Source organism: Shewanella sp. GD03713 (genome assembly GCF_029843705.1).
Taxonomy (GTDB): Bacteria; Pseudomonadota; Gammaproteobacteria; order Enterobacterales; family Shewanellaceae; genus Shewanella.
On the sequence record NZ_JAOCIW010000001.1, the window covers coordinates 4109325 to 4123089 of the forward strand.

At 49.9% G+C, this 13765-nt stretch carries 12 protein-coding genes and 1 pseudogene; 3 read left to right on the plus strand and 10 right to left on the minus strand.

Annotated features, from left to right (window positions below; genetic code table 11):
• Positions 1-353 precede the first annotated feature (353 nt).
• Positions 354-605: a DUF2999 family protein gene (locus N5E87_RS18020; protein ID WP_007650566.1), complete on the plus strand. Its 252-nt coding sequence runs from the start codon at positions 354-356 to the stop codon at positions 603-605.
• Positions 606-774: 169 nt separating this feature from the next.
• Complete coding sequence (locus tag N5E87_RS18025) at positions 775-1311, plus strand: hypothetical protein (RefSeq protein ID WP_279775605.1); 537 nt, start codon at positions 775-777, stop codon at positions 1309-1311.
• A 176-nt stretch (positions 1312-1487) separates the two neighbouring features.
• Here N5E87_RS18025 and N5E87_RS18030 read toward each other — a convergent pair whose 3' ends face one another.
• The 10 genes and pseudogenes from N5E87_RS18030 to N5E87_RS18075 form a co-directional block, all read right to left on the minus strand.
• Complete coding sequence (locus tag N5E87_RS18030; RefSeq protein ID WP_088210119.1) at positions 1488-1892, minus strand: carboxymuconolactone decarboxylase family protein; 405 nt, start codon at positions 1890-1892, stop codon at positions 1488-1490.
• 188 nt (positions 1893-2080) lie between these two features.
• The gene (locus N5E87_RS18035) at positions 2081-3064 is read right to left on the minus strand and encodes an HAD family hydrolase (RefSeq protein WP_279775606.1); all 984 of its coding nucleotides are present in this window, start codon (positions 3062-3064) and stop codon (positions 2081-2083) included.
• Between the two features lie 34 nt (positions 3065-3098).
• Positions 3099-4529 carry a hypothetical protein gene (locus N5E87_RS18040; RefSeq protein WP_279775607.1) on the minus strand — a complete coding sequence of 477 codons (1431 nt, stop codon included), beginning with the start codon at positions 4527-4529 and terminating at the stop codon, positions 3099-3101.
• Positions 4526-6247 (minus strand): VWA domain-containing protein, encoded by a 1722-nt coding sequence (locus N5E87_RS18045; protein ID WP_279775608.1) that lies wholly within the window; start codon positions 6245-6247, stop codon positions 4526-4528. The genes N5E87_RS18040 and N5E87_RS18045 overlap by 4 nt, the downstream gene beginning before the upstream one ends.
• Complete coding sequence (locus N5E87_RS18050; RefSeq protein WP_279775610.1) at positions 6240-7247, minus strand: VWA domain-containing protein; 1008 nt, start codon at positions 7245-7247, stop codon at positions 6240-6242. Before N5E87_RS18050 ends, N5E87_RS18045 begins: the two co-directional genes overlap by 8 nt.
• A complete protein-coding gene (locus N5E87_RS18055; RefSeq protein ID WP_279775611.1) occupies positions 7234-7752 on the minus strand; it encodes a DUF4381 domain-containing protein in 519 nt (172 codons plus the stop codon). The genes N5E87_RS18050 and N5E87_RS18055 overlap by 14 nt, the downstream gene beginning before the upstream one ends.
• Positions 7749-8741, minus strand: coding sequence for a DUF58 domain-containing protein (locus tag N5E87_RS18060; RefSeq protein ID WP_279775612.1), 993 nt, complete (start codon positions 8739-8741; stop codon positions 7749-7751). The genes N5E87_RS18055 and N5E87_RS18060 overlap by 4 nt, the downstream gene beginning before the upstream one ends.
• Positions 8742-8746: 5 nt before the next feature.
• On the minus strand, positions 8747-9748 hold the full coding sequence (locus N5E87_RS18065) for a MoxR family ATPase (RefSeq protein ID WP_279775613.1): 1002 nt from the start codon (positions 9746-9748) through the stop codon (positions 8747-8749).
• On the minus strand, positions 9732-11039 hold the full coding sequence (locus N5E87_RS18070) for an anaerobic sulfatase maturase (protein ID WP_279775614.1): 1308 nt from the start codon (positions 11037-11039) through the stop codon (positions 9732-9734). The genes N5E87_RS18065 and N5E87_RS18070 overlap by 17 nt, the downstream gene beginning before the upstream one ends.
• Before the next feature lie 68 nt (positions 11040-11107).
• Positions 11108-12624: pseudogene (locus N5E87_RS18075) on the minus strand (arylsulfatase).
• Positions 12625-12776: 152 nt separating this feature from the next.
• On the opposite strand from N5E87_RS18075, the gene N5E87_RS18080 reads away from it, so the two are divergent.
• Positions 12777-13622: a LysR family transcriptional regulator gene (locus N5E87_RS18080; protein WP_279775615.1), complete on the plus strand. Its 846-nt coding sequence runs from the start codon at positions 12777-12779 to the stop codon at positions 13620-13622.
• The last annotated feature ends 143 nt before the right edge of the window (positions 13623-13765 follow it).

A 13765-nucleotide genomic window follows, 5' to 3' on the forward strand; every position in this document is an offset into this window, starting at 1 on the left:
CATATCTGCCTGCACAGATGTGTGTCGTTTGTTTGCTGCATTAGGGCAAACATCAACCCCATGTCTCGTTGTGTAAATCTCGGGTAATGCATGAAACCGTCACCACAATCGATGTCAGAAAGTGTAGTGATGCGTGCTAACTATATGAAATGATTAAAATCGATGATTGGAATCGCCAAAATAGATTAACGATTGTTAATTTATGAAAGGATTATCAAAATCCCGACTTACGGCAATCCATACGGTATCGGGGTAAACAGCGATTAAGCCGTTACTTCACGGCCGTACCACCACTTAGGCGTAACTGTGATAAAATGGCCGCCGTTTTCTGTTAACTTCGACAAGGTATTGCAATGAATCCCATTATTGCCATCTTAAAAGAACACAATGTCACTGATGCAAAAATTAACGAGCTTTTTCAAGCATTAACCGATAATCCTCTCATGGCGATGGGCATTATTGGTCAGCTTGGGATCCCGCCCGAAAAACTGCAGCAACTGATGGCGTTGGTAATGCAAAATCCGGCGTTAATCAAAGAAGCCGTACTCGAGTTAGGTCTTGATTTCGCTAAGGTTGAAGCCGCCAAGGCGCAGCTACAAAAATAATGCTGCTCCAGCCTATGGCTTAAAAAGGTAAAGCGATGTTCGCTTTACCTTTATCTCCTATCCCACCCTGTTACATAAAGATATAAAAACCTTATCGCCCCTCGCGGACAATCTTTGCTAGAGTGTTGTGACATGCCATAGTGGTTAAAAGTGACAACGAGGAAGCAAGATGCGCCCACATACTCCCCTATTAGCACTACTATTACTATTGCCCGTATTGTTGCTCGGTTGCCAAGAGCAAACTCAGGCGCAAAATCCGCCGAGTGTGGAACCCGCCGCGCAAAGCTCTGCCAAAACAGACACAGCACAAACAAGCGCAGCTCAAACTGACACGCCCCAAAAAGTGACCACCGAAGAAAAGGCGGTCACTGTGGATAAGCGCGATAGTCCGCAGCTTCATAGTTCTGCCGACAAAGGTTTTATCAAGCCAAGTATTTCACCACAAGGAGAAGGCGTAATGCTGCAAGGCACTGTGAGATATATGAATTTAGAAGGTGGATTCTGGGGCATCATCGCCGACGACGGTCAAAAAATCTTGCCGAAAAATCTGCAGCAGGATTATCGCAAAGATGGGCTACGCCTCAGTTTCACCGCGCAGGAAATCACAGGCATGATGACCATTCAGCAGTGGGGCACACTGTCGAGTTTGAGTGACATCACGGTTATCGGCCAAGTGGAGAGTCAATCGGCGGATCCACGACTCTAACAAGCCATGGTCTGAGCCTGAGTCGCAATCGACACCCAAAAACTCAGGCCAAACGTATTGAACATCCAACATCCAACAAATAGCATCCCCTCGTTCAGACAAGGCAGCTTAAGTACGCACAGAGAAGAAGATGGATTCACACCCGATTGAAAGATACATGCCAAACGGGTTAAATACTAAGACTGACCCGACACCTTGGCCTGCTCAGCCTGCCACTCTTCAATCACTTCTTTTGCCGCCCGAAAGGCCTCAATGCCCGATGGCATACCGCAATACAGGGTTGAATGTAAAAGTACTTCTTGGATTTCTTCCACAGTGCAACCGTTACGCAATGCGCCGCGCACATGGCCTTTTAATTCAGTCGATGCCTTTAATGCGGCAAGCGTCGCTATGGTCACGAGACTGCGAGTTTGCCGAGAGAGCCCCTCACGCACCCAAACCTCGCCCCAACAGTTCGCCGTCACCAACTCCTGTAATGGACGCGTAAAATCCGTCGCGCTGCTCAAGGCCTTATCGACGAAGCTATCGCCCATCACTGCGCGGCGCACCTCTAACCCTTTCTCGTATTGTTCATCATTCATCAATTCAATCCCTGTGTTATCCAATCTCAGTTAGCCTACTCTATGGAAGATAGCGCGTTCACGCCATACTCCTTAGGTGGATGCTAGGGCGCAAAAATAACAATGGGTTTATTCCGATTGGATAAACCCATTCACGACGAACTTTTTTCAAACGATGAGTTTAAAAGCCCATCTGCCAATGTGAGGCGTTAGGGATAAATACGCTTCCAATCGGCTTTCATATCGACCATGGGCCAGCCTTTGGCCGCAGCCTCATCTAAACCTTTGTTTAACTGACCAATATGGGAGTCACGGTCATATTTCCACTCACGCTTGTCATCGGTATGGTGGATGTACATAGGTAAGCGTAGGCCGTCACCAGCGGCGGTCCATTGCAACATGGCTAGGTCGCCATCCGAGTTACCAAAAGCGGCTATGGGTCTGCGGCCTATACGTTCATATATTTCCTGCACTTTCATTTCTTTATCGTCGTTCACCAAGAAATTTGGCATGCGTTTTAATGTTGGCTTACCATCAACCAAGCTGAACTCGGTCTCAAAGGTGCTGCCCACCACTTGCTCTGGGGGAATATGGTAAACGCCTTCCACCCAGGCCCGCATAAAACCAGTGCCGCCGCCGGAGACGATAAAGGTCTTAAAGCCGTTAGCGCGCAGGTAATCCAGCAGCTCTAACATAGGTTGGAACACCATTTCGGTGTACTTTTTCCCTGTGGTGGGGTGCTTGGCCGTGGCAATCCAGTCCTTCACTATTGCATCAAACTCATCCGTAGTCATGCCCGTATGAGTCGCATAGAGGATCTTGATCAGATCTTCGGTATGCAGCTTACTCACATCGCCCTTAAGCACACTGGCGTAAGGCTCCTCGGTTTGCCATTCGGGATGGCTTGGGGCCAGCGTTTTGAGGCGGTCGAGAGAAAACAACACCTGAAAATACATAGGTTGCTCTGACCATAGGGTGCCGTCGTTGTCGAAGGTCGCGATCCGCTCGGTCTCTGGCACAAAATGTGGGGAGTTTTTATCCGTCACTTGCTGCACAAACTGGGTAATCGCCGCCTTGGCCTTACCATCGTTCCAGGATGCCAACGGGTCAATCTGGGCGGCGTAAGCTTGCCCCACCAGCAACATACTAACGAGTAACAACATCCAATTGCGGTATAGTCGTATGATTCTCACAGGGTATCTCCTTATTACGATCTGTAATGTCCCTCTATGACTCAGAGGCTTTGGGTTCGGATAACACTTTTTCAGCGGCTACTTTTTCGGTTAGTAAGGGTTGTTTCTCTAATGCGACGAGGGCCTTAGGTAAGACCAACCCCATTCGGACTCGCTTAATGCGCTTCCAGAGATAGATAAAATCCGCTCGAGGAGTCGAATGGGCTTGTAACCTCAGGGCAGCAGCCTGCCAATCGGGCTCTGTGGATGCCGCTGTCATCGACAGTAATTGTTTGCGCCGACGTAAGCGTCGGTACAAGAGTACTCGACAGGTTTGCCATTCACCGCGGCGCAGAGCGCGGTAAAACACTAACCACACGGGAATGGGATGGGTTTGGTAATACGCTTTCCCCCAGCGCATCAATAACCCCAATATCGCCGCACTTAACAGCAAGGTGAACAGTGTCCATGCGTGGTACTTCAACCAAGAACTCAGGGTATGCTTGACCTTAATCGTCTTCCCTTCCAGCACTATCTGCTCCAACTGGCCGCTTTGAGTGTTCCACCACCAGAGTCGATACTCGGGCCAGCTCACATCGCCGCCATGTTGCAGTACATAGGTTTGGCTATCGATTCGGCTCGACACATAACCTTCACGGCTTTGTTTATCCACCAGCTCGGGCGAAGTGGGATACAGCTTCCAATCGGAAGAAGCTTGCGCCGGTATAAGATTGGGCAGCAGCACCGAAAGGGAATCATTGGCCTCAATATTAATGGTGCGCACTAGGCTATCCCCCACCTTGAGTACCTCAGCCTCATTTGGGCTCCACTCCTGCTGCACTTTGACGTCCGATGCCGCAAACCAAGCCTTTGTGCTGGCAAGCTCGGCACTGGGCAGAGCCACCCGAAATCCCATCGCAGGGGTTGTGAGCGTGACGGCTTGTTTGTCGCCATTGACGCCAGCCACCTGAGTGATCACTGTGGCTTCTGGCACGGAAAAGTCACCGCTGGTTTGTGGATAGAGGGCGATTTCCCAGCGCTGCCGCGACCAAGTTTGGCCGTTTTCCTGCTCGGTATAGTTAACGGCAAAGGTATTGCGTTGCTTCACTAACACATTGGGAATTTCAATGCCCTTTATCTGAGTGCCCGAGGTAAACCAGCGATTGGTCGACACCTCAATCTGCAACAAGATCTGCTCCGTCGGCGCCCATAGCTTTTCAGCCCCATCGGGATTTGCATCCGGCTTTTCACCCAACCACGCCTTCACTTTGACCGCGCTGGCGGGCTCGGTTGGTGGGGCATAGTCCGTCTGCGCATGGGCATGGGTTGCAAGCAGCAAACCATTCAGTATCAAGCTGATGAACATCAAAGCGATGACTCTTCTGACCATCAATCTCGCACCGTCGATGACTGGCTTTATCGGCACTAGCACTCTGCCGCCAGATAATATTTTGACGCAGCTCAGTGCACTGATTGCATAACTCATGGCTGCAATCCTCCCTTGGCGTTATCGGTACCTTGTTCGCCCTTAGGTTGCAGATTTTGCAGCTGAAACTTCGCCCGCAAAAATTGTTCGGGATTGGCCTCGACTCGCTTAAGCCAGACTTCAGCCAATTTAGGATCGCCCAACATCTGCTCCGCCGTCAGGTTTTGCGACTGCATTTTATCCTGTGAGGTTTGTTCATCGGCGCCTTCGGCGGTTTGCGGCTTATCGTCCGGCAACTCGATGGAGGTTTCCTGATCGTCCATACTGTTGGCTTGGGAGGCACTCGCTTGATTGATTTCATCAATAAGCCCCTCAATAACCTTAAGATTATGTTCGATATCGGCTTTTAGCTCGGGAGCAATATCCTGCTTTTTCGCCAGCGTCCTCAATAGCTTACGCGCCGCAATATATTCCCGCTGCCGCGCTAATGCGCTGGCGGCGTAATAGGCGCCAAGATCGGTTTGGACCTGCATAAAGGCCGAATGGGCGAGCTTATACTCACCGCCATAGTAGTAGGCGATGCCCTTGTTGAGCACCGAATGGTAAGCCGCTGCCGCCTTAGCAAATTCGCCCTGATTAAACCAGAATGCGCCTTGTTGATCCGGCGTTAGCCACAGATCCAACCACCATTGCCAACTCCGCTCGGCAAAGCTGACTTGTGTCACTTGGATCTCGGTGGCCGCCTTAGAAACGGTGATTTCGGCATAGGCCTGTTGCGGCGCAATACTTGGTAGCGTTAAGGCTAACACTAGGCTCCACTTCACCAACCAGCCCCGACGAAACCACAACAAACTGAGCAAAGCTAAGGGCCAAAGTAACCAATAGCCCTCATCTAACCAAGGCATGCTGGAGTCATTATTGAGCATGCTAAAGCGTTCAATTTTGCGCTCAAGTGCCTGAATATCCGTATCATCTATTGTCATGGGATACAGGCTACCGCCCGTGCTATCGGCCAAGTTGGCCAAGGAGTCAAAGTCCACCGGCACCTGTGATTGAATATCGGGATCGCCGATCGCCAAGATCAACAGTTGATAGGGAGGCTGTTCAAACTGCTCAGTAAAATACCGCTCAAACGCATCGATAGTGAGTTGGTCAACGCCGTCCGTGAGCAGTAAGACACTGTTGCCCGCATTTGCGGGTAATTGCTCAGCGAGCTGACTCAGTGCTGTTTGCGCCGCCTTGCCCGATAACGGCATCACCTCAGGGCTGATCGCCTCAAGGTAAGGCTGCAACACCTTAGCGTCGCTGGTGACGGGCATAGCCACATGGGCGCTCCCCGCAAACACCATCAACCCCGTCTTACCGCCGCTTCGCGCTGCGATTAAATCCAAGATCTTATGTTTAGCGCGACTGAGTCTATCCGGCGCCACGTCCTGCTGTTTCATACTCTCACTGCTGTCGAGTAACACCATCAGCGCGGCATCGTCCTCGCCGAAGGGCGACGCTTCGCGCTCCCAGGTCGGTCCCGCACAGATAATCACTGCCAATAACAGCAATAACATTAAGATTTTCAAAGGTAATTGACTGCGCCAACCGCCTTGATTGAGTGTAAGCGCACTGCGTAAATGATTGGGGAAAAACACCAGCCGCTGCTGCACATCATCCCGGCGCCAACGCAGCATCAGCACAACGGCGAGTGGAATAAGGGTTAATAACCAGAGCGGCCGAATAAAATGAAATTGCGCCAACATTTGCAGCTCTAAATGCCAATCACTCATTGGCCACCTCGGCGCGGCTGAACATTTGCCGCAGCGTCATCCAACTGAAAATCAACAAGTGTAAGGCGAGTACGATGGCAATCAGGTAGTAATGCAGGGTAATTTTCGGGCGGAAACTGGCACTGCTGTATTGCTGCGGCTCCAGCTTATCGATCAGCTGATACGCCTTATCCAATTCCGCTTGGTCGATGGCGATAAAGGCGCGCGCCTGAGTGAGCTGCGACACCCTTTGGACCACCTCCATATCCATTGGCTGCTCGCCCACATGGGTTGGATCGCCCATGGCGATAGTGTAAATCTTGATGCCCCTTTCGGCGGCAATCTTGGCGGCATCCACGGGTTCGACAAAACTGCCAGTATCGTTACCATCGGTCAGCACTATCATCACCTGCTGCTCCGATGGCAGCGGATTTTGCTCGAACACTTTAATGCCAAGACCAATCGCATCGCCAAGATGGGTACTCTGCCCCGCCATCCCCGTTTGCGCCTCCTCTAGCAAGCTTAACCACACCTGCTGATCGGCGGTAAATGGCGTTTGGATAAAGGCGGCATCCCCAAACAAAATCAGTCCAAACCTATCGCCACTGCGTTTGGCGATAAATGTTTTTAAGACGTTTTTAGCCGCATTTAAGCGGGTTAAAGTATTGCCATCGGCGGTGGTAAAATCCGCCTCATCCATGGAGCCAGACAAGTCCACCAACATCAGGACGTCCCGCCCGAAGGCTTCGCGGGTTTGCACTTCGCCGAGGATACTGGGCTTAGCCAATGCGGTGACAATCAATAGCCAAGAGAGGATCAGCATGCCCCGCTGCCAATGTTTCGGGCTAAGCAGACCAGCGGCAACTTTGGGAGTCTCGTTCAATGCCCGAAGGATTTCGGTAAAGAACGGCACTTTGATCGCGTCTTCACGGCTGCGGTACGCGGGCACAAACCAGTACACCAGCACGGGCAGCGGCAACAGGATAAACGCCCAAGGATAGGCAAACTCAAGCTGATCCATGGCGAGCCTCCGGCAATTGATGCCCGCTTAACCACTGGCTTAGCCCTTGGCGCATAGCGCTAAAATCGGGACGAGCGGCATGAGGATCTTCAAGGCATTTTAGCCACTGCTGAAACGATTCATCATTCGCTAAGTGAGCTTTTGCATGGTAGCGCCCCATCTGCTCGAGCAAGGAAGCACCGTAGAGGGAGGCGTTTTTCGGCTCTAAGTAGACCATCACGATTTTAATAATCTTCATCATCTGCGTCGGCCAATGTGGGTCCTCCGCCGACAGACTCAGCAAGGCCGTTGTCGCCTCTTGGCGGTAACGGTTTCGCCACCAGAAAATCCCCTTGAGATACAGTCGATAACCCAGATACAGCAGCAACATCAGCAGTAATATCTGCCAACCTAGAGTCTGTGGCCACCAGCTCACAGGATCGGGCTGAGCCACATCTTTTAACTCCCTCAGCATGTAGCTGCTAGGAGGAGACTGAGTTGCGCCAAGCAGTAAGATTTCCGTCATTGGATATCACTCAAGGTACGAGCCAGTTGCAGCAGATGATCGCCTTGAGTGCCGATTTCAATAAAAGGCATACGCTGCATTGCCATCAGATTTTTGAGTTGGGTTTGTTTCTCAAGATATTGTTTTTGCAGCGCCTTATTCACCTCGGCCGTTTGTTTCCCCTTCTGTAATACCAGCTGATATTGGCCATCACCCACCACCCAAGTGCTGCTAACACTGTCCTCGGGCACATGGGTTTCCATCGGATCTGAGATAAAAATACACAGCACATCATTATGCTGCTGCAGGTACTTTAACTGTTTGAGGGATTGGTTATCGGCATCGGCAAAGTCGCTGACAATCACTAGCGTTGCGGCCTTGAGGCGGCGCTGACTTAATATTTGCATCCACTGGGCGAAGCTTACCCGTTTGCTATCTCGACTCGCCGCACTCAGGGAATGATTGGCTTGGATAAGCCTATCTAATCCCATTAAAAAATGCGCCGTACCACGCTTTGCCGAGCACCAATGCAGCTGCTGAGTCGCGGATATCAACAGCCCGACCCTGTCGTTATTGGCCAGTGCGAGCCAGCCCATTAAGGCTGCAATTTCAGCGGCCACGACGGATTTCATATGGCTCACCGAGCCAAAGTACATGGAGCTACGTTGGTCAACGCAAAGGATCACCTGGCGATCTTTCTCTTCGGTGTAACTGCGCACATGGGGCTTACCCGTGCGCTGGGTAACCTTCCAATCCATTTGGCGAATATCATCACCCAGTTGGTAGTGGCGCAGCTCCTCAAAGTTCAGCCCGCGTCCCCGTTGGTGCGATTGATAACGGCCAGAAAGGTGCGCCCGAGAGTAACGCAGGCTAAGCAGTTTGATTTGCGTCGTCTGTCCCTGCAATCGCACCAGTTGCGGTAAACTGGCATAGATACGGGGATCCTCTTGCTTAGCTGAAGATAGGGACGACTGAGATCGAGAGGATGCGGCCAGAGATGCGAGCGCCATAGCCGTTATCCAATACTGACCACATCGAGCAGTTCATGCACCAGATCGCGCTGATTGACCCCGTCCGCTAATGCCTCGTAGGAGAGGCTCAACCTATGGCTCAACACTAAAATCGCCACCTCACGCACATCGTCCACCAGCACATGGTCACGGCCATTGAGCCAAGCCAAGGCGCGGGCACATTTGTCCAACGCAATCGATGCCCGTGGGCTGGCGCCAATCATCAGCCAACTGGCTAACTTAGACTGGGGATATTGCTCCGGCTGGCGCGTCGCCATCACTAAATCGATAATATAGTTCTCCACCATCTCCGATAACGTCACGGCCGCAATTTGCTGCCGCGCCTTGAGAATACTGGCGGGATCTATGGTGATAGTTTGTGGTTTGTCGGCGCTAAAAACGCCGTTTTCCTCACTGCGGACGAGGCGTACTATGTCACGCTCGGCTTCTTTTGTAGGATATTCCACCGACGCTTTGATCAGAAAACGGTCCATCTGCGCTTCGGGCAGCGGATAAGTGCCTTCCTGCTCGATGGGGTTTTGTGTCGCCAGTACCATAAAGAGTTCAGGCAGCACATGGGTTTGCCCCGCCACGGTAATAGTGCCTTCGGCCATGGCCTCTAACAGCGCCGCCTGCACTTTGGCTGGGGCACGGTTAATTTCATCGGCCAGCACAATTTGGTTAAATACTGGCCCCTGCTGAAACCTGAGTGTCGATTTACCCTCAGCCTCGTGGAGCACCTCAGTGCCAGTCACATCGGAGGGCAAGAGATCCGGCGTAAACTGGATCCGCCCAAAGGAAATCGCCAAGGCATTGGCCAAGGCTTTAACCGAGCGGGTTTTGGCCGTTCCGGGCAAACCTTCGAGCAGCACATGGCCGCTGCAAAGTAAGCCCAAAATCAGACTGCGGATCACTGTGCGTTGCCCAACGACTTGAGATTCAACCTGTTCAATTAAGGCGAGAATATCCCCGTGGGCACGCGTTTGTGTGTTAGCCATTGGTTCCATGTGGTTGTCCTAGCAATACGGCCAATCCCGTCAGAATTGGCAACGAATAATCGAAAAATGCTTTAATCCCTGGACACAGATAATTGAGCCCGTCCTCCCCATCTGGGGTTTTCAGCAGGCGATTTTTAGGGCATTCGCCCCAGCAGAGTTTGAGATAAGGGCAATCTTTACAGTATTGGGGTAACGAGTCGCGCTTCGCCATACCAAAGGTTAATTGCCGGGTTGAGAACGCCATTTCATTTAAGGGACGCTCGCGCACATTGGCAATCTTATATTCGGGGTAAACATAATGGTCACAGCTAAAGACATCGCCATTATGTTCAATGGCTAAGCCCTTACCGCAAAATTCAGCGGTAATACAAAGCTGCGCCGGTTTACCCATCACTTGGGCGACCGCCGTCTCAAACAGGTTAACCAGTACTCGGCCAAGATCGTTGTTAATCCACTCTTCAAAGGTGACGATTAGGAACTTGCCCCAATCATCGGCATCGACTGACCAATCCGTCACCACAGACATAGGATGCCCGGGCTTTGCCAGCTCGCTACCGACCGTGGGTATCATGCTGCAGTTCCAAAACTGTGGCGCCGTGGTTTTAAAATCGCTAGGTTCGACCACAGGATTGAACTGGATATAGGTCGCCCCCAACTCTTTGGTGACAAAGCGGTAAACTTCGAGCGGGTACTTCACATTGTGGCGGTTAACCGTCACTAAAGCGTTAAAACGCACCTTGTATTGTTTTAGTTTTTCGACTGCGGCCATCACTAAATGAAAGGTAGGCTTGCCGCTGCGGGTCACACGATATTTGTTATGGAGTTCTTCGGGACCGTCGATGGATAACCCCACGAGGAAATTATGCTCGGCAAGAAACTGGCACCATTCATCGTTTAATAGAATGCCATTGGTTTGCAGATCGTTTTCAATCTTAACGCCTAGTGGCTGATATTTTTTCTGTAGCTGAACTACCTTACGAAAGTAGTCCACGCCTAACAGGGTCGGCTCGCCACCCTGCCATGAGAATACGATTTCGTCGCCATCTTGGCTTTCGATATAACCTTTAACAAAGGCTTCGAGAGTCGCATCATCCATCTCAGGTTGCTTAGGTTGATGCAATAAGCCTTCTTTGTGCAGATAAAAACAATATTGGCAATCGATGTTACATTTCGCCCCACCGGGTTTAGCCATCACGTGGAAACGACGTTGGTAATCGGGATGCTCTCCAAGCGCTTTTGCAGCTGATTTTAACGGTACAACATCGAGTATCGTTGATGCTCGCATTGAAGTTTTCGCCATGCAGACTTCCTTGTATTGGCTGACGTTCACATGAACGTCAGCCAATTTCTATTTAAAAAACAGCTTGTTTATCTAGGAACAAACGTACCAGCTTCCATCCGCGGTGGGAACTCTTTAAAGCTTTCCATGACTTCAGCAACCTTAGCCATGGCGGGGCCTAACAAGAATGCACGTTCGTACATCCAAGTGTTGTAGCCCATACCTTTGTCACCCTTCTCGAATGGATCGACACTGAGGTCGAAAATCAAAGGTACACGCAGCTTAGTGAATGGATATTGCCAAACCGCAAAGCCCGTTTCGTGTTCTTGGATCATGAAGTGGAACTTGAATTGGTTGTAACGCAATGCCAATAAGTCACCGTCGTCACTCCAGTAGACGAACTCTTTACGAGCCGACTCTTGGGTTTTATCGGTGAAGTAAGGCAGTTGGTTGTAACCATCGAGGTGCACTTTGTAGGTTTGTTTACCGACCTTTTTACCCTTGAGTAATTCTTTCTCAACCCCTTCACCGCCCGCTGCGGCGACTAAGGTTGGGAAAAAGTCTTCCAAAGAGACCATACCGTTTTTAGTAGTTCCAGGCTTAATGTGTCCAGGCCATTTGATCATGCCAGGCACACGGAATGCACCTTCCCAGCCAGTGTTTTTCTCACTGCGGAAGGGCGTCACACCCGCATCAGGCCACATGTCGACCATTGGACCGTTATCCGAGGTGTAGATGATGATAGTGTTATCATCAATACCCAGATCTTTGATCTTCTTCAGTAACTTACCCACCTCATCGTCGTGCTGCTTCATACCATCGGCATAGAATCCGGCACCGGTTTTACCGGCATAGGAGTCAGGCACGTGGGTATAGTTGTGCATACGCGTGGTGTTAAACCAAGTGAAGAAGGGTTTATCCGCCTTAACTTGCTTCTCGATAAAGGTTTCGGCCGCATCGAGGAACTCGCCATCGACGGTTTCCATACGCTTACGGGTTAGTGGACCTGTATCTTCGATTTTGCCATCGGCATAGGAATGGATGACGCCGCGTGGCCAAACTTCTTACGGAAGGCGGGATCTTTAGGATAATCGACGTTTTCAGGCTCTTCTTCGGCATTGAGGTGGTACAAGTTACCAAAGAATTCGTCGAAACCATGGTTAGTCGGCAAATGCTCGTCGCGGTCGCCTAAATGGTTTTTACCAAATTGACCCGTTGCATAACCAAAATTTTTTAACATAGTGGCAATGGTGGGATCTTTTTCGCTAATCCCTTCGGGGGCGCCTGGCATACCGACTTTAGATAGACCTGTACGCTTAGGCATCTGGCCAGTAATAAAGGCACTACGACCCGCGGTAGAACTCTGCTGAGCATAAAAGTTAGTAAACTTAGTTCCTTCTGCGGCAATACTGTCAATATTGGGCGTGCTATATGCCAACATTCCATTGTTGTAGGTACTTAAGTTCCAGTAACCCACATCATCACCAAAAATTACCAGAATATTTGGTTTATCTGCAGCATAGGCTGTCACTGACGCGGCGCCCAAGGCAAGTGTGCAGGCATTTAGCACAAACTTATTTGAGCGCGGTTTTTTTCCTGTACTCATAAAGACTCCATTTTTACGGTGGGTGGTGATCTCATCTCACAAAAAATAAACATCCCACTCAGGCTAGACCCAATTTGTACAAGAAACAATCATCAAAATGTTTTAAGATACATAAATCAAATTTATGAATTGAAGATTATGGGTTTAAATTTATGGATTTAAATTTAGTGCGCACCTTTTTAGTCGTGGCCGAATGCCAGTCCTACACTAAAGCCGCTGAACATTTACAATTAACGCAACCCGCAATCAGCGCCGCAATTAAACGCTTAGAAAATCGCTATGGCGAAAACCTTTTTATCAAGCAAGGACGAGGAATCGAACTCTCCAGTAAAGGGCAACAATTGATCCCCGCATTTCGCCAAGCCCTCAGCATCATCGAAAATGCGATGAACATGCGTACCCAATTTAATGTTTGCTGCAACGAGTCGCTGATAAGCGCACTATTTCCAATTGAAAACATTAGCTTGCAAGAATCTCCACCAGAGAAAAACCAGCTGTTTGAACACCTGCGCCAAGAGAAAACCGACATAATTGTCGATAGTATGTTGACCCGAGACAGTGCATTTATGGTGGAGGAAATTCTCTTAGAGCCCTTAGTAGTGATTTGCCGAAAAGACCATCCACGGATTCAGCAAAGCATCACCAAAGACGCCTTTTATCGTGAAGAGCATGTGTTTTACAGCGGCACGTGGGAAAAGATCCGCGGCTTCGAACTCTTTGCCAACGAACCCATTGAAGAACGCAAAATGGCATTAATCTGTCATTCGATTGCCAGCATTGCCTTGAATATTTCTCAGAGTGATTCAATTGCCGTTATCGCTCGCTCCTTTGCCGAACAATGGGCAGCGAAATTAAATCTGCAAATATTAACTTGCCCCATTAATACCGATTTAATTCCCTATCATTTGGTGTATCACAAACGACAAATTAAAAATCCCCTGCATAAAAAAATCAGAGAAGAAATAAAAGCCAAGATAAAGGCTTTATATAGGCAATAATTGCTAATTCGAGCTTCAACAATGGGTGTCAATGTAACCATTGCACCCGTAAAACACTTCCCAGAAATACAGTTGCAGTATGAGCGTCGCAGATGAATCTATAACGCTACCGTTTACACAAATTCAATCTCAAGTTTAACTTT